At 52.7% G+C, this 22,046-nt stretch carries 19 protein-coding genes and 1 pseudogene; 5 read left to right on the forward strand and 15 right to left on the reverse strand.

Translation table 11 applies throughout. From position 1 onward, the window contains the following. Positions 1-379: 379 nt before the first annotated feature. Both QJ48_RS30425 and QJ48_RS30430 read left to right on the forward strand, forming a co-directional pair. On the forward strand, positions 380-1,432 hold the full coding sequence (locus QJ48_RS30425; RefSeq protein ID WP_054977106.1) for a hypothetical protein: 1,053 nt from the start codon (positions 380-382) through the stop codon (positions 1,430-1,432). Between the two features lie 75 nt (positions 1,433-1,507). Continuing rightward, on the forward strand, positions 1,508-1,930 hold the full coding sequence (locus tag QJ48_RS30430) for a hypothetical protein (protein ID WP_054977107.1): 423 nt from the start codon (positions 1,508-1,510) through the stop codon (positions 1,928-1,930). Positions 1,931-2,134: 204 nt separating this feature from the next. Here QJ48_RS30430 and QJ48_RS30435 read toward each other — a convergent pair whose 3' ends face one another. The 5 genes and pseudogenes from QJ48_RS30435 to QJ48_RS30455 form a co-directional block, all read right to left on the reverse strand. Then, complete coding sequence (locus QJ48_RS30435; RefSeq protein ID WP_054977108.1) at positions 2,135-3,871, reverse strand: ABC transporter ATP-binding protein; 1,737 nt, start codon at positions 3,869-3,871, stop codon at positions 2,135-2,137. After that, positions 3,868-5,673, reverse strand: coding sequence for an ABC transporter ATP-binding protein (locus tag QJ48_RS30440; RefSeq protein WP_054977109.1), 1,806 nt, complete (start codon positions 5,671-5,673; stop codon positions 3,868-3,870). Before QJ48_RS30440 ends, QJ48_RS30435 begins: the two co-directional genes overlap by 4 nt. 749 nt (positions 5,674-6,422) lie before the next feature. Further along, complete coding sequence (locus QJ48_RS30445; RefSeq protein ID WP_054977110.1) at positions 6,423-7,061, reverse strand: rhomboid family intramembrane serine protease; 639 nt, start codon at positions 7,059-7,061, stop codon at positions 6,423-6,425. Between the two features lie 153 nt (positions 7,062-7,214). Then, positions 7,215-9,632: pseudogene (uvrA, locus tag QJ48_RS30450) on the reverse strand (excinuclease ABC subunit UvrA); the annotation flags it as partial. A 109-nt stretch (positions 9,633-9,741) separates the two neighbouring features. Next, positions 9,742-10,707 carry a tail fiber domain-containing protein gene (locus QJ48_RS30455; RefSeq protein ID WP_054977111.1) on the reverse strand — a complete coding sequence of 322 codons (966 nt, stop codon included), beginning with the start codon at positions 10,705-10,707 and terminating at the stop codon, positions 9,742-9,744. Between the two features lie 144 nt (positions 10,708-10,851). Between QJ48_RS30455 and QJ48_RS30460 the strand changes: the two genes are divergently transcribed. The 3 genes from QJ48_RS30460 (at position 10,852) to QJ48_RS30470 (ending at position 12,011) form a co-directional block, all read left to right on the forward strand. Continuing rightward, positions 10,852-11,418, forward strand: coding sequence for a hypothetical protein (locus QJ48_RS30460; RefSeq protein ID WP_054977112.1), 567 nt, complete (start codon positions 10,852-10,854; stop codon positions 11,416-11,418). A gap of 2 nt (positions 11,419-11,420) precedes the next feature. Continuing rightward, the gene (locus QJ48_RS30465) at positions 11,421-11,642 is read left to right on the forward strand and encodes a hypothetical protein (protein ID WP_054977113.1); all 222 of its coding nucleotides are present in this window, start codon (positions 11,421-11,423) and stop codon (positions 11,640-11,642) included. Positions 11,643-11,717: 75 nt separating this feature from the next. Next, positions 11,718-12,011 carry a head-tail connector protein gene (locus tag QJ48_RS30470; RefSeq protein ID WP_054977114.1) on the forward strand — a complete coding sequence of 98 codons (294 nt, stop codon included), beginning with the start codon at positions 11,718-11,720 and terminating at the stop codon, positions 12,009-12,011. A 324-nt stretch (positions 12,012-12,335) separates the two neighbouring features. On the opposite strand, the gene QJ48_RS30475 is transcribed toward QJ48_RS30470, so the two are convergent. From QJ48_RS30475 to QJ48_RS30520, 10 genes are all read right to left on the reverse strand, one after another. Then, positions 12,336-12,605 carry a recombinase family protein gene (locus QJ48_RS30475; protein ID WP_054977115.1) on the reverse strand — a complete coding sequence of 90 codons (270 nt, stop codon included), beginning with the start codon at positions 12,603-12,605 and terminating at the stop codon, positions 12,336-12,338. A 678-nt stretch (positions 12,606-13,283) separates the two neighbouring features. Further along, positions 13,284-14,129, reverse strand: a complete 846-nt coding sequence (locus QJ48_RS30480; protein WP_054977116.1) for an oxidoreductase — start codon at positions 14,127-14,129, stop codon at positions 13,284-13,286. Positions 14,130-14,157: 28 nt separating this feature from the next. Further along, a complete protein-coding gene (locus tag QJ48_RS30485) occupies positions 14,158-15,309 on the reverse strand; it encodes a GNAT family N-acetyltransferase (protein WP_054977127.1) in 1,152 nt (383 codons plus the stop codon). Then, positions 15,290-16,633, reverse strand: a complete 1,344-nt coding sequence (locus QJ48_RS30490; protein WP_054977117.1) for a F390 synthetase-related protein — start codon at positions 16,631-16,633, stop codon at positions 15,290-15,292. The genes QJ48_RS30485 and QJ48_RS30490 overlap by 20 nt, the downstream gene beginning before the upstream one ends. Continuing rightward, positions 16,633-17,517, reverse strand: coding sequence for an MBL fold metallo-hydrolase (locus tag QJ48_RS30495; RefSeq protein ID WP_054977118.1), 885 nt, complete (start codon positions 17,515-17,517; stop codon positions 16,633-16,635). The genes QJ48_RS30490 and QJ48_RS30495 overlap by 1 nt, the downstream gene beginning before the upstream one ends. Then, entirely contained in the window at positions 17,514-18,512 is a 999-nt protein-coding gene (locus QJ48_RS30500; RefSeq protein ID WP_054977119.1) for an NAD(P)-dependent oxidoreductase, read from the reverse strand. Before QJ48_RS30500 ends, QJ48_RS30495 begins: the two co-directional genes overlap by 4 nt. Beyond that, positions 18,509-19,780, reverse strand: coding sequence for a hypothetical protein (locus tag QJ48_RS30505; RefSeq protein WP_054977120.1), 1,272 nt, complete (start codon positions 19,778-19,780; stop codon positions 18,509-18,511). Before QJ48_RS30505 ends, QJ48_RS30500 begins: the two co-directional genes overlap by 4 nt. Then, positions 19,770-20,768: a beta-ketoacyl-ACP synthase III gene (locus QJ48_RS30510; RefSeq protein ID WP_054977121.1), complete on the reverse strand. Its 999-nt coding sequence runs from the start codon at positions 20,766-20,768 to the stop codon at positions 19,770-19,772. The genes QJ48_RS30505 and QJ48_RS30510 overlap by 11 nt, the downstream gene beginning before the upstream one ends. A gap of 240 nt (positions 20,769-21,008) precedes the next feature. Then, positions 21,009-21,578, reverse strand: coding sequence for a DUF1700 domain-containing protein (locus QJ48_RS35430; RefSeq protein ID WP_063858204.1), 570 nt, complete (start codon positions 21,576-21,578; stop codon positions 21,009-21,011). Next, positions 21,575-21,922 (reverse strand): PadR family transcriptional regulator, encoded by a 348-nt coding sequence (locus QJ48_RS30520; protein WP_063858205.1) that lies wholly within the window; start codon positions 21,920-21,922, stop codon positions 21,575-21,577. The genes QJ48_RS35430 and QJ48_RS30520 overlap by 4 nt, the downstream gene beginning before the upstream one ends. Positions 21,923-22,046 lie beyond the last annotated feature (124 nt).

Raw genomic sequence — 22,046 nt, forward strand, 5'->3', positions numbered from 1 at the left:
AAATAACGTTCGTATAAGCTTTTGTTGGATGCTTCTCTCATGGCTTCATTCAGATTCTCAATTTCATCACGTCGATTCATGATTATCGCCTCCGGGCTGGTCCTTTTCTAAACCATTACCCGATTCTCGCGGCTATGAATGTTAAAAGTTCAACTTATATAATAAAAAAAATTATTCATTGTAATTTGTTATAATTAATTGTATTATTTTACTATATTTCAATTATTTATGTTTTAACATCAGAATTTAATCATTTAAAAGCAGGGAAAGGTGGTATTTGATTCTGTTGTATGATACTTCCATGATCCTCATAAAAATATCAAAAATTCGGAGGTAGTTATTTAAAAAGATTCCCGCATTAATAATCAGTGCTATTTTATTGTCTGCAACGGTTATACCTGTTGCCTCTGCCAAATCGAATGAAGAGTTAACTCCTGCCGAAAGTGCCGCATTAGAGGCATATATTGATAAGGATATACCTGAAAGTGATAAAAAGAAATTGAAGGAAGTTCTGTCCAAACTAGATGAAAAACATAGAGAAAATGTAATTCATATAAACATTGATGGGTCTGTAATTTCCAATCGTTCATCTAATTTGAAAAGTCTAAAGGAGCTCAACAAAAATAAACTTGATAAAAATGGTAATATAAAAATAAATACCGAGGAATTGGTCACCAAGAGCATTGATACAGACAAAGAAAAAGGAAGAGTACCAGCCCTATTGGGAACAGGTTGGAAATACCCTGACTATGAATCTGAAAATGTCAAAACGGGCATTTACCGTCGGGCTGTTTCAAATGTCGGTTATTCCAGATTAGTTACTGATATATGGTTACCCAAAAAAGGCAATGGAATATATATTACTGATAGCAGTAACGAAAAAGCATGGGCTTATACGGGAGCAATTGACAAAGATGGCGACTCTATTGATATCGGTCTCGCATACAACTACAATGATGATCCTAATCCTTGGGATGATGTTTGGGGAATGACAATCCAAGGCGCTAAAGAAGGTACAATTGTAACCCCGCCTGAACATAATTTCCAAGGTGGTCAATCCATTGTAATGGACTTTTATGTGTACGCTACGAATTCAATAGCATTGTTTTGTGCCGGATATAATAGGGCTGGTTACTATGTTGGTTCAACCTTGACAGCGGAATTGCCTTGGCGCTATGATTTTTATGGCGACGGATCTGGAATGAAGGTAAAACGTATCACTTCTATTGCTCAAATTTACCAAAACCTGAATTCAGGATCAGAATTCAACCATGCAAACTGGACAAATGTAAGAATTGGGCAAAGATATAATCCTGCTCAATCGCAAGATTGGGGATTATTTTATGGTTTTCCTAGAAATCAAATATTAGTAGATTATACTTCTCAGAGTGAAGAAAAGGTTTGGTTAAAAGCAGGCAGATTATATCCCTAAGCATCACTTGATACTGGAACCCATCGTTTTATTGGGTTCCAGTATTATTGTAATATCAATTCAAGGAGAACACTTATGAAGAAATTTTATATAATTTTAGCTTTATTATTTGTATTAATTTGTATTTTTTACATATATGAGCATTTCAAATCTGACCCAAATTCTGAAAACAATAAAGAAGCCTATCAGGCATTAAAAGATTTTTATAATGCATATATTATTGGAGTTAATGAGGCGGCAAAATATGTTAGTGGAACTAATGCTGGACAACTTGTTAACTACAGGTTTTACTACGGGGATATTAAGAGTTTTAAAGTTGAAAAAATAACCAACGTAGATGAAACAAGAAAAAAGGGAATAGTTACTGTGAAAACAGTTAAGAAAACTGGCGAAAATGCAACTTACACAGATACTATTATAATGATTTATGACAATGGAAAATGGTTGGTTGAAAAATATTTAAGTACCAGCTACAATGATTGGCCTAAACTCCCATAAACTACTATCTTTTTAATATTCCAATAACCCTCTCTTCTTCCATGTTTCCATTCTTTAACGACTATCCCCCTACTTCATTCTTTGGGTTTATCCACAAGCTTGAATGGTGTACGAATTTTTTAACAACAAAAAATCCAGCACAGAGCTGGATTCGATTAGTGATTGTAAAAGCAGTTTTCGTAAAACTATGGAACTGCTCGCCGATCAAGAAGAGATACTCCAGCCTCCGGTTTGCTGCTGCAAATTCCAGAGCCGGGCGTATAAGCCTTCGCGCTGCAGCAAGTCGTTATGCCGCCCCTGCTCGACCACTCTGCCGCCGTCCAACACGATGATGTTGTCGGCATTCTTTATCGTTTTCAGACGATGCGCGATGACAATCACCGTCCTCCCTTGAACCAGATGATCGATTGCGCGATGAATCTCCACCTCGTTTTCCGGGTCCAAGGAAGCCGTCGCCTCGTCCAGCAGGACGATCGGCGCGTTCTTCAGAATCGCCCGCGCGATGGAGATCCGCTGCTTTTCCCCGCCGGACAATGTGCTGCCTCCCTCGCCCACCATCGTATCGTAGCCTTGCGGCAGCTTCATAATAAACTCGTGGCAGCAGGCCAGCCGGGCCGCTTCCTCCACCTCCTGCTGCGTCGCGCCGCTCCGCCCGAAGCGGATATTGTTGCCAATCGTATCCTGGAACAGGTAGACGTCCTGGAACACCATCGACACCTTGCGCAGCAGCGCTTCTGGGTCCATGCTCCGCATATCCTGCCCTCCAAGCAGCATCTTTCCTTCGACGGGATCGTAGAAGCGGGCGGCCAGCCGAAGAATCGTGCTCTTCCCGCTTCCCGACGGGCCGACCAGCGCGGTGAACGAACCGGCAGGCATCCGGACGCTGATGTTTTTGAGCGTGGATTGCTCGTTGTAGCCGAAGGTGACCTGCCGCAGCTCGACGTCGTGCTCCTCGGGAGGATGCTCGCTGCCCGTCATGCCAGGTTCTTTCAACAATTGGACGATACGCTCGCCGGCCTGCTCATGATAGCGGAACTCTGCATAGTTCACGAGTGCGGTCGTGAGAGGATCAAAAATCCGCGTTCCGATGAGCAAAAACGTAACAAGCGTCATCACGTCGAGCTTGCCGCCCAGCAGCAGATGCACCCCTACGATCACCATAAGGGTCAGTCCGGCTCGAATAAGAGCGATAGCGCTCAGTACAATCGGCCCAAGCAGACCTTCGATCCGGATGCTGTGCCGCATCAGGTCCTTGAACGATTTTTCCAGCCGGACGAAGCGCTCGCCCGTGATATTGTAAGCTTTAATGACCCGAATGCCGTTCAAATATTCCTGAAGACGGTTCGCGGCGTCAAGTTTAGCCCGCATATGGCTGGCCCCCAGCCTCCGCTGAATGCGGGAGGTGAGAAGCACCAGCACAATCGCCACCGGAAAAGCGGCAAACATGGCGGCCGCCATGCGCCAATCCAGAATGGAAAGCCCGACAAGGGCCAGCACCGGCATAACCAAAGCGCCGAGCATCTGCGGTACGAGATGCGAGATGCCGTGCTCCACCAGCGTAAAATCACCCATCATCATATTCGCCAAATCGCCGGGGTCGCGTCGGTTCAAGTAGCCGAGGGAAAGCTTCCGCAAATGCTCGGCCAACTGAGCGCGCCCTTCGGCCGCGGTCTCGTAAGCGCCCCGGAACTGGGCGCGGTATGCCGGCACTTCGCAGAAGAACAAAACAATCAGCGCGGCCGCCATGCCCCCGCACACCCACCAAAGCCCCGTTACATCCAGTGGCGCTCCCGGATGAACGAACGGCTCGAAGATCAGTCTCGCGCCTCCGACCAACAGCGCAAAAGGCGCGATTGCCATCAGGTTGGCGAGCGTCGTATACAGTACCGGCTTGATCAGCTTCTTCGGCTGACCCGCCGTGATGTTATGAAGCAGACTCATGTCCTCACTCCTCCCATCTCGATCTGCCATTGCCCCGCATCCGTGTACGCCTTCCACATTCTGGCATACAAGCCGTTTGCGGCAACGAGTCCGTCATGCGTTCCCCGCTCATCGAGTCGTCCGGCGTTCAGCACGATAATTTGATCGGCATCCCGGATCGAAGACAGCCGGTGCGCGATTACGATGACCGTTTTTCCCTGCATCAGCTGCTTAAGCGCCAGCTGCATCTCGTACTCGTTCTCGGGATCGGCGAAAGCAGTGGCCTCATCCAGCACCAGAATGGGAGCATCCTTCAAAATCGCCCGGGCCACCGCAATCCGCTGCTCCTCGCCACCTGATAAGTACACGCCGCCTTCCCCGATCAACGTGTCGTAGCCTTGGGGCAGCCTGCCGATAAACTCATGACACTGGGCCGCCTTCGCTGCGGCGTAAACTTCCTCCGGTGACGCTCCGGGCCGCCCGACGGCGATATTGTTGTAAAGCGTATCGTAGAACAAGAACGTTTCCTGAAAAACAAAAGCAACAGTGTTCATCAGATCGGCTGTGGCCATCTCGCGGATGTCTACGCCGCCGATGCGGATGCTTCCTTCACCTACATCCCAGAACCGGGGAATGAGATTGGCGACGGTGGACTTGCCGGAGCCTGACGGGCCGACCAGCGCCGTTACCTTGCCCTGCCGCGCGTTGAACGAAAGATCGGACAGCGCCTCGCTCCGGGAAGATCTGCCTTCCGCCCCATAGGAGAAGGAGACGTTATGGAACGTCAAATCGTATGCATCCGGTTTTCTCGGTATCTCCGGCTCTTTTACCGGCTCCTCGGCCAAAATGCGGTCGATCCGCTCGACCCCCTCGTTAATATCGCGGAGCGAGGAGCTGATATTCATAATTTTGAACATCGGGGCGGAGATGCCCGGGGCCATGATCAGAAAGAACAGCAAAACCGAGGCGAACGCCGCGCTCCCCGGGTCCCGGGCCAGCAAGTAGACACCAACTGGCAGTATAAACGCCGCAAACGAGCTGAGAATGACTTTAAAGATCAGGAAGCCGTTCTGAAATTGATCGGTAAATTTGACGCAATAATCGCGGTAGCGGATCATGTCGTCGTAAAACTTGCGAAACGAATGGACCGTCTGTCCAAACACCTTCACCGCCGGCATCCCCCGTACATATTGAACCGCCGATCCGCTCATCCGTTCTAAAGAATCGTAATACAGCTTAACGTTCTTCTTGGACTTTTCTCCCGTCGTGAGCAGGATTTGCACGGTGAAGCCGATTGCTATCGGAATGACGCAAGCCAGCGCCAGCCATCCGTTCAAAGCAAACATTGCAACAATCATCACGAGGGTAGACACCGCCACATGGATGAGATCCGGGAGCTGATGCGCTACGAAGGTCTCTACCTTTTCCACGTTTTGCTCCAGCGTCTTCTTCACGACACCCGTCGAGGTGCCGTTCAGCCAACCGAGCGGCAGCCGTCCGATATGGTTGGAAAGCTTGACGCGCAGACCGTACAAGATCCGGAACGCCGCCATGTGGGAGAACATCCCTCCCGCATACATCAGCAGCAGGCTTCCCAGCAGCCCTAGCAGCGCAAAGATCCCCCAGCGGATCATCCACGGCCCGTCCGCGGAAGCAGGGTCCGTCGCATGCTCCAATAGTTCGCGGATTATAAAATATACCGATACGTAAGGAATCAGCATGCAGACTGCGCTTAGACCCGACAAAATGCCGGAAACGATCAGCAGACCGCGCTTCTCGCCCGCAATCTCGAGCAGTCTTGCGATTCCGTTTTTTTGGTTCATATGTATCCCTCCTCTTCGTTGAACCCGTTCATTGATAAAGATTATCACCGGGGCATTTCTTTGTCTCCCGGAGGACGGATTATTTATGCGGTTCTACGGATAACTCGCAAAGTTGTTAAGCGGAGTACGAGGAAGGCGAACAGGCACAGCATTATTCGTTTTTAGTGGAGGGTTAAGGTCAGGAAGAAAAGAGCTGCAGCGTCTTTTCTGAAAGCGTATGCAAAAGTGAGTGCAGCCAAGCTAAAGAGCTACCTACGTAACTCTCAAAGTTATCTACACTATTATTTGCCAAGAAACCTCGTTTTGGGCTGGGGCGTTTGTTTTCTATAGGTTAATTTAGAAGGTTGCAGCGGATGAGTTTTGGAGATTTCCAGAAACTTTCAGGGGCGATTTAGAAGACTGATTTTAGAGGGGGCTTTTGGGGTTGAGCTTCCAAGTTTAAAACCTATGGGCTTATACATAAGAGGTAAATTTACTTCCCATCGCACGAAGCGCCGTTTGATGCGGGGCTCGTAAATTTAGGGGAACTGAGATGCGCCATAGCGGCTGAAATCGTCGAATGGCCCAATATAGAGAACCTGTGATGCTTTATCGAGCCGATCAAGGGGAGCATTAACATTTTTCGACATGTTTAAATGCTCCCCAGTTCCGCTATGCTCCTATCACCGTCGTCAAACTCTGTTTAGCGCACCGGCGTTCCTCTATTCCCCAACCAGTTCAGACTACACAAGGTTATCGAGCCGGTTGCGTTACTCTGCTCCGTGCTCCTCCCAGCTCTCCCTACGCCGTCTCCGCTTCACGAACAAGGTCATCAGCGCCGATACGGCCAACCCGCCGACGAAGCCGCCGGCATGAGCGTAAATGTCGACATTCGGGATGATGAACGAATAAACGAAGCCGATGATCACAATGGTCCATACCGTTTGTTTCGTCTGGTAGTCGATCAGATCGCGCCGGAATACCGATAAGTATAGATAAGCGGCATACACGCCGTAGATCGCACCCGATGCCCCCGCTCCGATATAGTAGTCCGAGTTCAGCCAGGCACTGGCCACATTTCCGGCAATTCCGCTAGCAAGATAGAACGCCGCGTAGCGCCAGGCGCCGAGCATGCGCTCAAGCGGAGCTGCGAACACGTACAAGGCGAAGCTGTTAAAAAGCAAATGCTGGAACCCGATATGCACGAAGATGGCCGTCACATAACGCCACGGCTCCGGCTCGAAGCCCGGGATGCCGAACATGGCCCCGAACCGGAGCAGCGTTTCGCTGTCTTTGGACGATCCGTACCACTCCATGGCCGCCATCAACAGCAATTGAATCAAGATGATGGCCGTTGTGACAGGATAAAGCCGAATGTACTGACCTAAGCTTTCCCTACGCGCAAACATGTACTCGCTTCCCTTCCCTGCGATGCAAAAGTATCTCCTAATTATAGCGGCTTCCGCGCTTATTGTGAAATCGGCGCATAAAAAAAGGAGATGTCCGAATGAACGACACCTCCTCCTACAGACGGTTTGCGACGGCCGTCCTGCCTGCCGCCTTTACAAGCGCAGCGCTTGTCTCAAGAAGCGCCCGGTGTGGGAAGCTTCGCATGCGGCCACTTCCTCCGGGGTCCCCGCTGCGACGAGCGAGCCGCCCGCTTCTCCCCCTTCCGGGCCGAGATCGACGACCCAATCGGACTCGCGAATGACGTCCACGTTATGCTCGACCACCATCACCGTGTGGCCCGCATCGACCAGTTTGTTCAACAAAACGAGCAGCTGCCGCACATCACCGGGATGCAGGCCGGTTGTCGGTTCGTCCAGCAAATAGAGCGTGTGCGTCTTCGTTTTTTTGCTCAGCTCCTTGGCCAGCTTGATCCGCTGACCCTCTCCGCCCGACAGCGTCGTTACGGATTGGCCCCACTGCAAATAGCCGAGCCCCACCTCGCAGAGCAGCTCAATCGTTCTAGACATTTTGTCCTGATCCTTCAGGACGGAAAGACTTTCTTGAACCGTCATATCGAGCAGGTCGGATATCGTATAGCCTTTGTAGGTAATGCGCAGCACGTTATCTTGGAACCGTCTGCCACGGCAGGCGGGACACCGCACTTCCAGATTAGGAAGAACATGCATGTGAAGCGACAAAACGCCAAGTCCCTGGCAGTTCTCGCAGCGGCCGCCCGGCGTGTTGAACGAAAAGTGCTTCGACGTCAGCTTGCTCCGCTTCGCCTCCGGTAAGCTGGCGAACAGGTTCCGAATCGAGGTAAACACTTCGGTATAAGTCGCAATGTTCTAACGCTGCATCCGCCCGATCGGCGACTGATCGACGGTAATCCAGTTCCCGATATGCTCCAGACCGGTAATAGCTCCGCAGCCTTCGCGTTTCCCTGCTTGCTCGTCCGGCGCGAGCAGATCGAACAGAAGCGTCGACTTCCCCGAACCGGACACGCCGGTCACAGAAATCAGGCAGCCGAGAGGAAACGAGACGGTAATGTGCTTTAAATTCCGCGCATGAGCATCCCGGACGGTCAAGAAGTTCCCGTTGCCCCGCCTTCTGACCCGCCCCGGGGCAAGGCGGCTCTCGTCCCGCAAATAAGCGCCCGTGACCGAGCTCTCATATAACTTCAGAGCTTCCAACGGACCCTCGCCGACAACGGTTCCTCCCATAGCGCCCGCCCCGGGCCCCATGTCAATGACATGATCCGCCGCACGCATCACCTCGACGTCATGCTCGATGACAAGTACCGTATTACCCAGATCACGCAGCTGCTTCAGGACGTGAATTAACCCTTCCGTGTCCCGCGGATGCAGCCCTGCCGAAGGCTCGTCCAAAATATACAGCACTCCGGTGAGACCGGAACCGAGCAAGGAAGCGAGCCGAATTCGCTGCGCCTCCCCTCCGGACAGCGTCACCGTCTGCCGGTGAAGCGACAAGTAACCTAAGCCGACATCGATCACCCGTCTCAGCCGCTCCGGCAAATCGTTCAACACCGGCTCCAGCATCTTTTGTCCGGCCGGCGGTAAACTCCCCGGCAAACCGCTCAGCCACGATAGCACGTCATCCAGCGACCATGAAGATACTTCGGCAATCGACGCTCCGCGCACCGTCACCCGGCGGCTTTCCTTGTTTAATTTGGTTCCTTGGCAGCCGGTGCACATTTGCTGGCGGAAAAACGCACCTACGGACGCCGAGCCGTTCGGGTCGCCGTCTTTTTCCAAGTCGCGCCGCCACAAGCTTGTAACGACGCCTTCGAATTTTCCTCTACCGACCGTTTTAGGAGGCTGGACGTTCGGGAAGTGCCGCAGGAAGTCTTCTCTTTCCACGCCGTAGAACAACAGATCGCGCTGAACCTGACCGTATTCTTTCAACGGCTGATCGGGATCGAAGACGAAGCCGTAATGCCTGGCGGCCGCCTGCAAGATGCTGTTCTGGTAGTCAATGAGTGACTCGTACCAAAAGGTCACGCATCCCCCGCGCAGGCCCAGCTCTTCGTCGAAGACGGCCTCCAGATTCAGGCTGGCTACGCTGCCGAGCCCGTCGCACGTTCCGCAGGCGCCCTCCGGCTTGTTGAACGAGAAATGTCCCATCGTCAGCTTGGGAAGCTCGGCCGCACAATTCGGGCAGCGAACGTATTGCAGTTGGCCGGACGCTTCGTCTTCCTCGCTCAAGCCGCCCGCCTCTTCGAACGAAGGCGGAACGGTCGTGCCGCAGGACGGGCATGGCCGCTCCCCGAGCTTGGCGTACAATAGCCGCAAATACGTGTAAATGTCTGTCACGGTGCCCACCGTCGATCGCGGATTGCGGTTCGTGACGTGCTGTCCTACGCTGATCGAGGGAGACAATCCGGCGATGGAGTCCACCTTCGGCTTGCTGATCGAATCCGTGACCATTCCCATGGATTCCATATACTGCCGCTGGCATTCCTTCTGCAGTGTATCCATTGCAAGCGTCGATTTGCCTGAGCCCGATTGTCCAGAATTTAGGGACTAAATTTTTTGCAAATGAGCCCGTTAAATAAAAATGTTGATTTTTCACCAAATGAAAAAGGACCAAAAAATGGTCCTTTTGTTTGTTCCTTTATTCAGTTTAGCTCTTTGACTCAAGTGTGGAAAGGCGTTCCTCGAGACTAGCTAATTTCGCATGTAACTCATCATTTTCAACCTTGAGTTTTTTGTTTAAACCTTGAATGGCAGCCAAGGCTACACCATGTAAATCTGTGCTTGAAATCTTAGTTTCATCTTCTCCATTTAATCCGAAGGCAGCATGGAAACCCTGAGCAGTCGGCCCAATGTGACGCTCACTGGATGTATCGTCTTTATAGCTCCAAGACTGAATTGGCAAGCTTGCTAAGTTATCAAGAATCTCAAGCGTGTTGACGCTAGAGAAATTCTTTTTAGCGTTCTTGTCACTGGTGAGTGTTATCCCGCGTACCTGGACATCACCATTATTAAGGACCCGGAAGACCTCGACATTGTTTCTATCTCTACCTTCGATGAGGTTTCCTGTACCTCGGTGATTGACGAACAAAGCTGGCGAATCCCCGGAATGGTTTCTAGCGACAATGGCGGCACCACTATTACTCTCGGCATAAACTCCCTCTCCCCTATCGCTCTTTCCATGTACCCCAGTACTAACTTCACTATCACCCACAACTCCTGTGCCAAAACGGCTAACACCTAGCACACCGGGATGATATCTACCATTTTCATCTGAGCCTGTTGATTCGCCCATCACACCGATGTTCCTTTCACTTCTGCCTTGAATACCCCATCCACGCTTACTCATCCCAACTACGCCAGTGTTGGTTTCACTAAAACCTGAAGTACCCCAACCCCTTGTACTTGTTCCGGCCACGCCCGTGTTGGTTTCACTATGTCCATGAGTACCCCATCCATTAGTACTTGTTCCACTTACACCCGTGCTCGTATTACTCATTCCATGAATACCCCATCCACTTATACTTTTCCCGAATACACCTGTACCACCATTGGAATTATTGCCAAAAACTGCAGCAACATTTGAAACATTAGAGTCACCATATAAGTTGGGCATTTGAATACCTCCTCTATAAATGTTACTTTAAACCAAAAATTACCAAAAAAATTTACGTTACCAATATATTTTGAAAATTGTATTTAAAGAACAAAAATCCAAATTAATTTCAACAAAACGACTCAACGAGTCGCAATTTTCACCATGCAACCAGCCATATTTTTCAAAGAAGCTTCTGTTGAAGGTTTGTTTAATTCGATGACTTTAATTTGTGGCGGTTTCTTCATTCCGATTCCCCTCATTGTTGAATTTGACACTGTTGAAGAAATGTTCAGTAATTACGCAGCTGTAAACGGTAGCCTAGATGGAGCTATTCTTGTTGTTGACACATTGGCTAAAGCATTAGCACTGGGAGCAGACGTATATAAAAATGGCACAGTATATGATGTTCCAGTAATGGTTCAATCAATGAACGGAAAAGCAGATATGATTTTGATGAACCCACTTGCTTATGGTGTATCAATTGATTCTACAGAAGTTGAAGCTCATGTTGTTGACGGAAAAGCATCTCAAGATACAACAGCTGCTCTTAAAGGTTATGACGAAGTTTATGCTGAGGTATTAGCACATGGTAAAGTATTAAATCCACTTGCGATTAAAATTTACAAAGCTCCTGTTGGCGGTGCTTCAATCAGCGAACCTGAGTTTGTTGAAATGAATGTAGCATCTGCTGAACCAGTTAAAAAATCAAGAAAGGTAAAAGGTGAATAATTATGGCGAAAGTTGTTGCTTTACAATCATATGTTGAAATTTTCCCAAGTGGTAAAATTCGTTCGTTTGCTCGAGGGCAAGTGTACGACATTCCTCAAGCAATTCGTGATAATCACACTACCACGTTAAATGACAAAAAATTGCTTGATTGGAATGCTTCAGTGTATTCCAGCACGAGTTTACCTGAAATTATTTACACGAAAGAAATTAAATACGCTGATTAACGTGGGAGCTCATGAGAGCACTCATTATTTTTATATTGGTAAAACCGACATTTTATTATAAAAGGAGCTGTCGTTATGCTAACAAAATTCACTGAATTTGATGTAGCGTTCGCAAAGCAAGCTCTCCGTATTGAACAGGATTGGACGGAAGATGATATTGAACTTGCTTTTTTCATTGAAGCAGCTCGTGATTTTATTCGAACACATTCTCAACGTACAGATGCTGAGTTAGACGAACGACCAATGGCTAGTGCGCTTGTTGTGAAAATGGTTTCGGATTTATATTATGGCAGAAGTGCTACTGGAAAAGTCGGTTTTGATGTCATTTTTGACAATTACTTGAAGCTGTTGCGAACATTTAATATTTAAGCCATGTAGAAACGGAATGATTGAACATGAGTTTAATTACAATTGGCGTTTATGTGTTTGCTATCATTTTGTATTATGTGTTGAAGCAAATATCGAAACGTGTTAAATAAGGTATGTAACTTTTGGTTACATACCTAGCTTTTTTTATGGCAACTTTTGTATATATACATGATATAAATTGTAATACTTCGGAAAATTCCTTCTATTTAAATGTTATATAACATTGACAACCTTTCCATATAAATTCCATATAAAATTGAATATTAATATTCAAAAAATATTTTCAATAAATTTTGTTCCGCTAACTTTACAAACTGAAACTCTTCAATACAACAGTAGAAAAAGTATCGCAACAGCATGAACAACAACAGCGTCATATGTTTTATTTTTAATTTCATCCAGCATGGCATTTAGTTGAGGTCTGTCAAAATCTTGAGATGAAGCAATTTCTTCATAAATGGTATATTTCCATTTTTTCTGTTTGCAAAGCTCAATTAATTTTTTACGATGATTGGCAAGAATTTTTTCAATACCAACACCTTCTTCATCTCGTGACAATCGTAAATAAATGGCAACTTGTTTAATTTCATTCATAATTGAAAAGCTCCTTTGCAATTTGCTACCAGTATTGTAGTGAGTTAATTCAATTTGTAAATCTGATAACATTTGTTTGTAATTCAAACTTTTCAATTATAAGATGAATTAATTAAAAATGTAGTGTCCCTAAATTCTAATCACGCTGGCCCGGTCAAGACGACCAATCGATTTCTGGGAATCGTCAGCGAGATGTTTTTCAAGTTGTTTTCACGGGCGCCCCGGATAAGAATAGCTTCTTTCAACTATACTCCTCCTTTATCTTTGATCTTGCAAACGAGTATCTTTTTTTACAAACGCGCCGCTCCATGCAGCGCTCTTGCCGACGAAAGCCCTCTTTCCCGATTCCATACGGGACTCACCGTCCGCACAGGCTGCGATCGGCATCTTTAGACTCCTTTCCTCATTCGAGCTTCACCCCCATCATACTACATTGATGCAAATGCGAGGGTTCAAGCGTTTATATCCCCTGTAAATAAGCTATTTCATCCCAAACAATCGACACGTGCTTTAGAGTTTTAAATGAAGACTCCGGAGGGGGCCACCCTGAACGCGGATTCTTCGGTCGGAACGTCCACCGAGCAGTTCCGTCACGCTTCGGGAGAGGCCAGTTAAGATGCCGATAAAAAAATAGGCCGCTCCCGGATCTCCAAACCGGGAACGACCTACCTTATGTCATCATTTATTGAGCAGACGCAGCACAATCGATTCGTACCATCGCCATGAGAGCAGCGCCTTGCTCCCCAGGCTCAGTTTAGCCCCTCTGCCGAGCGGATAGCGCAGCTTGGGATGCTTCGACCGGACGACGCGGACGATGGTTTCCGCAACCTCCGATGCGTCCGGGGCGGTAGCGGCGGCTTGCTTCGAGTACCGCAGCACCTTCTCCAGCAAATGCCGGTAAGGCGAAGTTTCGGAGGTGCACATGGAGGCAAAGCCTTTTTGCCAAATGTCCGTCTTGTAGGCTCCCGGCTCGATGAGCACGACGTTAACGCCGAAGGGCTTCATTTCGAGCCTTAACGACTCGCTGAAGCCTTCCATGGCGAATTTGGACGTGCTGTAAGGCGCGTAGCCGGGGAAGCCGCTCCGGCCGCTAACGCTGCTGACGTTGACGATGCACCCGGACCTCCGCTCCCGCATATGCGGAAGCACGGCCTTGGTCGCGGCGATTACACCGAATACGTTCGTCTCCAGCTGCTGTCTCCACTGCTCCATCGGCACATCCTCTACATAGCCGCCGACCGCAAAACCGGCATTATTCACGAGTACGTCGATCCGGCCGTACGTTTTGACAATCGAACCGACGGTTTGCCGGATCGCCTCGTGATCGGTAACATCCAGAGGCATGATATCGATTAGCTCCTGTACCCCGCTGCGCTCCGCCCTCTCCAGAAGCGCTTCGCATTTGTCCGGATTGCGCATCGTCGCAACGGTTCTATAGCCGGCGCGCGCAAGCGCGACCGACGTTAACAAGCCGAAGCCGCTGGACGCGCCTGTGATCAAGGCTACCGGTTGGGCGTTGTCCATCGAAAACCCTCCTTCTCCTGCTCCTATCTCAAAATTTATATTTTTTCATAAGCGGGATGCCGATACCGTTCAGCGTCTTATGCAGCAGCATCCAGCCCGAACGCCGGCGGAATGGCAAATGACGATCGTAGACGGCGCTGTATTCGATATCCGCGACCGCTCCGCGGTTGCGCTTGAACTGCGCGGCCCCCGAGCTTTCATGGAGCAGATGGCCGTTCGTCCGGGCAATGCCGATCAACACCGACGACAGCATTCGGTACAAGCCAAGCTCTTGCGGAAGCGACGTATCGTAACCGAAAATCGGCGTGGTCATGACCCCATTGCGGCAAAAGAAGCCGAGCACCGCATCCAGGCGTCCCGTCGGCTTGTGACGAAGCGCATGAAGCTCCAGCAGCCCTTCCTTCCAAGCCAGGTTGAAAAAGCTCGTTCCGAACTGCGGATTGTGGTACGAATATTTATCCAAATAAAGCGCCTGGTACAGGTCCGCCAGCCGGGGCATATCCGCCTCCGTAAGCTCCTCCGGACCGACGGCTTCGTAGTGGTGTTTGTCCAGCAGTCCGTAGTCCCGTTTCAGCAGCCAGCGGGCTTTGGCATTCATCCAGGCATCGCACGACGGCTTGAGCAGATAGATCTGACGGCTCGGAACCATGCGGAAGCCCAGCTTCTCCAGCACATCCATCGTCGTGGCGTTCGTCGTCCGGTTGAGTGACCGGAAAATCAGCGTATGCTGCGGAAACGAACGGAGCAGGAAACGGACCGTATCTTCCATTTCCTCGTCAGCCAGCTCGGGATACAGATTGGTCGATAGCAGCCAGTTGTTCACTTGCACCGTGCGGTTGAACCCGCTCCCCTTCAGCAGCCAGCCCATGGCGGTAAGCAGCCCGCCGAGCGCAAGCTGCGCCGGGCGTGACTTCAGCAGATACAGCTCCTGCTTCGCATAGCTGACGTAGTGGGTGTACGGAGAACAGACATATGAATTGTCGTACTCCGTCTCATTGACGGTCACCGGCAATACCTTGTCGTTCAACTGAAGCACATGCAGAGCCGTAGACAGGTTCGGGACGAAACTCTCGACCGGTTGACCGAGTAACGGAAGCAAATAACGCTTGGCATAGCTGCCGTCAGCCGTATCAGGCCATTCGAGATGCCCGATCGATTCGCTATCGAATAAGCGCAGCATCGAGGTCAAGGTCGAACCTCCTTTCCACCCGCCGAAGCTTCCGATCACCCGGCTGAAAAGCATACGCCGTAAATTCGAACCACGGCGTGCGGCAGCCGACCCGGTCGCAAAGACTGGTCAAGGCGTTCGCCACGGCTGTCTCGGTCTCTGCCCGCTTGCCGTCCGCGACTTCCAGGGAAACTTCCAGCCGGTTCGGCGCGTGGAGCACAACGCGATACGCTTCGATGTCGTCGGAGGCCGCAAGCAGCGCCCGGCTGACAAAATCGGGAAATACGCGTACCCAGCCTTCCCCATCCCGATCCGGAAAATAGAATAAGTCGTCGCAGCGCCCTTCGATCGCTTCGATCGCCATAAACGGCGATCCGCAAGGACAAGGCTCCGAACGTTCGGTCAACACGTCGTTCAGACGGTAGCGGATCATCGGCTGCGCCATTCTGGAAAAATCGGTAATGACCGGAACGAACTTCCGGAGCTCAAAGTCCACATATTCTTTCTGGATGACTGCGATATCTTCATTCATATGCAGCGTACCGTGAACGCATGTAGCGGCAAGAAAACCTTCGGTACACTGGTAAACCTGATGCAGCGTTTGGCCGAACGTTTCCTCAATATACCGGCGATCGAGCGGGTCCAGCACCTCAGCCACCGACACGATGCGCCCGGGCGCGATCGATAACCGTCCCTCTCTTTGCTGCTCCGCAAGCAGGCGAAGCAGGGAAGGCGGCGCGACGAGCAAGGTCGGCTGCTGCTCCCGGAGCCGGTCCAGATGGCGCTCCACAGGATCGAGCAGATCGTAGAACCAGAATTGCAGCCGCCGACTTCCTACAGCAGCATACAAGTTGCTGTTGGCGCGCAGAAAAAAGGCAATGCGGTGCTTGCCCAGCAGCGATCCCGGCAGCACCTTGGCCAGCACGGCGCCCGCCCAGGCCAGCCGCTCCTCCCGGCTGACGAGAAACAATCCCCGGTGCCCCGACGTTCCGGACGATAAGCCGATGGTCGTCCCGCCGATCATCGGAGTGAAATCCCGCGTTTGTTCCGCGCGAAGCGCCAGAGCGAAGGCTTCCTCTTGAAGGATTCCCGCCGTATCCAGACGGTCAAACTCCTCCATCATGATTTGTTTATCGATCATCGGAAACTCCCGCCACTCCGACAGTGGACGATTCCCCCACCATTCCCGGTAAAAGGGGGATTGCAGCTGCACCCGGCCCAAATGGTTCCGGATGCGCGTTTCCTGCCACCGTTCGAGCGAAGCCCGGTCCGTCCACCGGCGTCCGTGGCGGGTAAGCCAATAACGGGATAAAATGCGCAGCGAATCGGTAAGCATTACAGCGGTTCCCCCCCTTGAATCCACTTCTCCCAAATCTCCGGGCAGTGGGAGGGAACGATACGCAAAGCCGGATACCGCTCGTGCAGCCGGACAAGCCGTTCGAAGCTGTCCCGGTACTGGCGCCGGTTCGGCATGACCAGTCCGGCAAGCGGGTGCGGCGGGCGGGTCTCGCGGATCGCCCGGCTCGACCAGGCCGCATCGGCGCAGAGCAAATAATCGTGGCGCTCGGTTGACAGCAGCAGCCCGATCTGTCCGTCCGCATGCCCGGGAAGATCGATCGCAACCAGACTGCCGTCACCCAGCACATCGATGCCGCTGGAGAACGGGAAGTCCGCCGGCAGTTCGACCTTCCGGTCCCGGAGAATCGGCTGCGAGCGGCGTTCGAACGATTCCGGCAGCAGCCCCGGCAGGTAAGCTCTGCGCAGAGCCGCCAATCCGCGCAAGGACTTCACCGCGTTGTACGCCTCCGGGACGTACAAAAATGTGGCGTTCGGGAAATCGTGCAGACCGGCCACATGATCGGCATGGAAATGCGTCACGATCACCATCTGCACCTGCTCCGGAGTCACCCCGCAGGCTGCAAGCTGCCGCACCGCGCTGTCCTCCTCGCGGTACATGACGGGCGTAATCATACGGTACAGCCGCTCCGGCAGCCGGTTCGTTTCCTGGATGAACCGCTCCGAATATCCGGTGTCGACGACAATCGTGCCGAACGCCGGGTGCTTGATGCAGGCGAATGTCGCCGGAATACGGCACGAACGCAGCGAGCCGCCACGAAGCGTCACCCATTCCGGGTGCGTGCAATAACCTGCAGCGAACAAACGCAGCTTGACCTTAGGGATCGGCAGTCCTCTGTCTTCTCTCTGTTGTCTATATGTCATGCTTTACTCCTCCACCACTGCGCAAAAGCTTCCATTCCTTCGTCCACGCAAATTTTGGGCGAGTAGCCCAGCTCCCTTCGGGCCGCGCTAATATCCAGCGTTTGGCTTCTCCCGATCATGCCCGCGACCGCCCGGGTGAGCATCGGCTCCCCCCGGCCGGGAAGCAGACGTGCGGACAGCTCCATCAGTGCGGCGATGCCGTAAGCGGCGGCATAAGGCAGCCGTTTGAACCGGACCGGAATGCCCAGTTTTCCGAGCAGCTTGCTTACCGCCTCGCCAAAAGGCATCGGCTCGCCGTTCGTAATATTGTAGACGCGTCCCGCCACAGAAGCGGCCGGGGCCGCTTGGCACAACAGCAGCGCATCGACGGCATTGTCGACATAAGTCAAGTCGATCTGCGCCTTCCCTCCTCCGATCAGCGGGATACCCTGCACCGTATTGGCTTCGATCAGCCGCGGCAAAATCGAAGCGTCGCCCGGACCGAACAAGGCGCGCGGACGCACGATAACGGTCTCCAGCCCTGCCGCCCTGGCCCGCGCTACGGCCTCCTCGGCCAACCGCTTCGTCGCGGCGTACGGGCTGGCTTGGCGGCGCGGCAGCGGGTCCGATTCCCGGACGCCCAGCCGATGGGTGCTGCCGAAATATACGCTGGGCGTCGACACATGAATAAGCCGGCCGACCTGATGCCGCAGGCAGCCGGCGATAACATGTTCCGTCCCGAGAACGTTGCTATCGTAAAAGTCATTGTACGGCCCCCATGACGCCGATAACGCGCCGCAGTGAAATACGGCTTGTTGACCGGCACATGCGGCGTCCATCCGCTCCCGGTCCCGCAGGTCCGCCTGCATAAAACGGATGCCCTGCCGCCGAAGCTCCTCCCCGATTGCTGGTTGTCTGCCCAATGCGGTAACGTTCCAGCCCTCGTCCCGGAGCCGAAGGGCAAGCCGTCTGCCCAGAAAGCCTGTTCCTCCGGTCACTAAGGCATTCCTGTTCATGATGTCCCTCCGTTCCATTCGATATCGCCGGTCGAAGCTTCCATAAGCGTCTGCTTGCGGGCGGACGCGGCTCTCCGAAGCTCCGACAGCAGAAAAAGCTGCTCTGCAAAAGGCCGCGGGTCGCTCCAGCGAAACACGACATCCCGGGCCGCGGCATACTTCGATAGCCATGCCGCGAAGGCCCGCCACGAGCGGCTTCCCGTCAAGCCGCAGGCTAGCATCGGCACCCCCAGCATCCCCCGCGAGGCCGGCTGCGGTTCGATCACTGATTCGCCCGGCGTTTCCGGATGCAGCAAGGCCGAGGCCAGCCCGTCCTCCGGCCGGAACAGATGGATGCCGCTAGTCGTCCGCGGATTGCATTCGATGGCATACAGCTCTCCCCGCTCCGTCTCGATAAAATCAAATGCGATTTGCCCGGTGAACCGTTCCATGCGGACAAACTGCCGTACCCATTCGAGCAGGCCGGAATGGTACAGCGGTTCAAAATATACGCTGGCCCCGCCGCGGACGGCGTAATCGGCAGCGTAGGCGGCATGAGCCGCGAGTCTGCCTTCGTACGCGATGCTGTAGGTGCATAGGGTTCGCCCGGAGATGAACTGCTGAACAACCCATGGATAGCTTTCGGCTTCCAGTCGGACTTCGGTGGAGGGTTCCCCGGTAATCCGGGTCCTCTCCTTCGCTGCCGCCCCTGCTTCCCGGCCGCCTGGCTTCACGATGCGAACCTTGGAAGCGAAGCGGGAAAATTCCGGCTTCACGACATAGCCGTCCCGGAATACTTCCTCCGGACTAGAGGCAATTCGCTCCGTGAATTGGGCCCACTCCTGCGGAGAGCGCACCCGCTCCGTATGCGGAACGGACAAGCCGAGCTCTTGAGCCCGGCGGATGAACTCCCATTTGCTGTGCAGCCGCCGGAGCTGTTCCAGCGGCGGAGCAGCCACGCGGCATATCCGGCTGAGCCGTTCCAAACCGGCCGACACGTAAAAAATCTCCTCGCACGTCGGGATCAACCAGGCGATGCCTTCGCGCCGTACGATCTCTTCGAGCGCCGCAATGAAGCGTTCCGGTTCGAGTGCCGGACCGGGCACTGCATGGCTGCGGGCGACCGCCTTCGATACGCGGCACAGGTGATGCCGCACGCTTTCGGCCGCGTGGACCTCGCAGCCAGCGGCAGCGAGCAGCCGGGCCAGCTCCAGGGCTGCCGGAGCGCGGCCGCCGGTAATCAACACCTTCAGGCGTTCAAACGAAGCGGCACGCTTTTCAGTAGTCAAGCACAACGCCTCCCAGCGTCAGTCCGGCCGAAGTGCCGAGCAGCAGCACGCGGTCGCCCCGCTCGATTCTCCTTTGACGGATCGCTTCGTGCAGGCCCATCGGAATCGAAGCGGATATCGTATTGCCATGATCGGGCGTAATGTACAGCAGCTGCTCTTCGGAAATGCGCAGCTTGCGGCTGAGCAGCCGCATCGCCATCGCGCTGCCTTGATGCGGAATGACAAGCTTGATGTTCGCAATGGAGCACTCTGCCCCCGCAAGTAGGCGGTTCATGAAATCCGGCAGCTTCTTCGAAGCCATCCGAAACAAGGGCTCTCCCTGCATGTCGAACAAGTAATGCTCCGCCGTCTCCGGAGCGAAGGCTCCTGCGGGACGACCGCTGCCGCCTCCCCGAATTTCCGAGAGATGGGCCCCGGCGCTGTATGTTTCCATGCAAGCGGAGAGAATTCGCGAACGCTCTTCCGGCCCGGACTTCGCAATGACGGCTGCCGCCGCCCCGTCGCCGAAGAGGGCTGCGCTTTCCTTTTGCTTCCAGTTTAAGCCTTTGGAGGCGATCTCGGTCGACACCAGCAGGACGCGGCGGTACCGCCCGGCGTCTACCATATAGGACATCACATCGAGGCCAGCGACAAAGCTCAGGCACGTCGAATTCATGTCGAAGGCGGGAACGCCGGAATGCTGCTGCCCCATCGCTTCTTGAATTAAAGCGGCCGTGCAAGGAATCGGCTGTTCCATCGTCCCGCTTGTGCATACCAGACAATCGATATCGTCGAACGTCAATCCAGCCGCTTCCAAAGCGGCATAAGCCGCCTTCGCTCCCATAAGAGAAGCCGTTTCGTCCTCTGCGAAATGGCGGTGAATGACGTTTGTTTTTTTGCGTACCCAGCCTTCCGGGACGCCCAAGGCCCGATCCATCTCCGAATCGGTGACCCGGCGCTTCGGCATATATTTACCGGTTCCGATAATTTTCACATGACGAGTTTGCATACGTATCCTCTGCTTTCCGTGTGTGCGTGTATGATTCAAGCCATATTTTTATTGTAAAGAAAAATCGGCCGGAACATAGTACTAACTTTGTCTAATACCCTCCTTAAGCCTATTAACCATTCGCGACGGCCTAGCCGTATCCCTTTTCGAAACGCAAAAAAACCGCATATTCCGACACGGAATGCGGTCATTGCACTGCGGTATTCCCCTGTCGCACGATGTATATTTCGTCGTACGTCGCTACATCGCTCTGTTGCCGGGCAGCACTTTTTTGTAGCTCGCGGAAAGGAAGCTCATATATAGGCGCAGGCCTCTCCAGCTTACGTAAGCAATCCCTCCAATGATGCCGCCGGCGATGGTGGAAAACACCATGCTCCACTCGGTCGGAACTTCCATTCCGGGCCCGAGGCTCATATGAATCCAGGTGACGCCGATGCCGAGCGTGCGGATGAACCCGGCGATGAAGATGATAACCGCACAAAAGCCGAACCCGTAGGCAATGGTGGCAAGCACAGGGATGATCATGATGCTCAGCAGCCCGGTCGAGCAATAAAAGCCGGCCATCATCATGACATTCGCGAACGACCTTTTTGCCGGGCCCTTTTCCATAATATATTCGCTCCGGTACGCTTTCGCCAGCACTCGCGGGTCGCCGAGCCGGGCCAGAATGGCGTCCTCCGACTGGCCGCCCGCCACGCCTTCCGCAATATGGCTCTCGATTTCCCGGATCGCGTCCAGCCGCTCGTCTTCCGGCATTCTCTCCAATAGTTGATACAGTTTTTCCAAGTACGCTCTCGTCTTCGGACTCATAACGCTTCCTCTCCCCGATACAATTGAATTTGATAAACTGCCGCGTCCAGCTTGTTCCATTCGCGGGACATCGCCTCCAGCAGTAGGTGTCCGTCGGCAGTCAGGCTGTAATATTTGCGAGGCGGGCCTGCTTCCGATTCCTTCCAGAAGGACTCGATATAGTTCTCTTTAAGCAGCCTGCGCAGAAGAGGGTACAGCGTCCCTTCCGTCACGGCAAGGGGCTCCCATCGATCTAACAGCGTCACCAGCTCGTAGCCGTATCGCGGCTGCTTGCTGACCAGCAGCAAAATGCAGTACTCCAAAATTCCGCGGCGAACCTGGGAGGTCCATTCCGTCATATCCATACGATCTCCCCTTCCACTACTATGCTATCACATACTACTTTGTTCTGCAAGGTACTTGGTGGTATTTTTTCCGTCGCATAAAAAGACCCGTGCCCGGGCTCCCTCTGTTATCGAAGAAGCCGCG

It is taken from the genome of Paenibacillus sp. A3, from assembly GCF_001399685.1.
GTDB lineage: Bacteria > Bacillota > Bacilli > Paenibacillales > NBRC-103111 > Paenibacillus_G.

Excerpts from the sequence above, each read along its gene's own strand:
- QJ48_RS30430 (WP_054977107.1), top strand. The coding sequence starts at position 1,508 with ATGAAGAAATTTTATATAATTTTAGCTTTATTATTTGTATTAATTTGT.
- QJ48_RS30435 (WP_054977108.1), bottom strand. The coding sequence starts at position 3,871 with ATGAGTCTGCTTCATAACATCACGGCGGGTCAGCCGAAGAAGCTGATC.
- QJ48_RS30440 (WP_054977109.1), bottom strand. The coding sequence starts at position 5,673 with ATGAACCAAAAAAACGGAATCGCAAGACTGCTCGAGATTGCGGGCGAG.
- QJ48_RS30445 (WP_054977110.1), bottom strand. The coding sequence starts at position 7,061 with ATGTTTGCGCGTAGGGAAAGCTTAGGTCAGTACATTCGGCTTTATCCT.
- QJ48_RS30455 (WP_054977111.1), bottom strand. The coding sequence starts at position 10,707 with ATGCCCAACTTATATGGTGACTCTAATGTTTCAAATGTTGCTGCAGTT.
- QJ48_RS30460 (WP_054977112.1), top strand. The coding sequence starts at position 10,852 with ATGCAACCAGCCATATTTTTCAAAGAAGCTTCTGTTGAAGGTTTGTTT.
- QJ48_RS30465 (WP_054977113.1), top strand. The coding sequence starts at position 11,421 with ATGGCGAAAGTTGTTGCTTTACAATCATATGTTGAAATTTTCCCAAGT.
- QJ48_RS30470 (WP_054977114.1), top strand. The coding sequence starts at position 11,718 with ATGCTAACAAAATTCACTGAATTTGATGTAGCGTTCGCAAAGCAAGCT.
- QJ48_RS30475 (WP_054977115.1), bottom strand. The coding sequence starts at position 12,605 with ATGAATGAAATTAAACAAGTTGCCATTTATTTACGATTGTCACGAGAT.
- QJ48_RS30480 (WP_054977116.1), bottom strand. The coding sequence starts at position 14,129 with ATGGACAACGCCCAACCGGTAGCCTTGATCACAGGCGCGTCCAGCGGC.
- QJ48_RS30485 (WP_054977127.1), bottom strand. The coding sequence starts at position 15,309 with ATGCTGCGCTTATTCGATAGCGAATCGATCGGGCATCTCGAATGGCCT.
- QJ48_RS30490 (WP_054977117.1), bottom strand. The coding sequence starts at position 16,633 with ATGCTTACCGATTCGCTGCGCATTTTATCCCGTTATTGGCTTACCCGC.
- QJ48_RS30495 (WP_054977118.1), bottom strand. The coding sequence starts at position 17,517 with ATGACATATAGACAACAGAGAGAAGACAGAGGACTGCCGATCCCTAAG.
- QJ48_RS30500 (WP_054977119.1), bottom strand. The coding sequence starts at position 18,512 with ATGAACAGGAATGCCTTAGTGACCGGAGGAACAGGCTTTCTGGGCAGA.
- QJ48_RS30510 (WP_054977121.1), bottom strand. The coding sequence starts at position 20,768 with ATGCAAACTCGTCATGTGAAAATTATCGGAACCGGTAAATATATGCCG.
- QJ48_RS35430 (WP_063858204.1), bottom strand. The coding sequence starts at position 21,578 with ATGAGTCCGAAGACGAGAGCGTACTTGGAAAAACTGTATCAACTATTG.
- QJ48_RS30520 (WP_063858205.1), bottom strand. The coding sequence starts at position 21,922 with ATGGATATGACGGAATGGACCTCCCAGGTTCGCCGCGGAATTTTGGAG.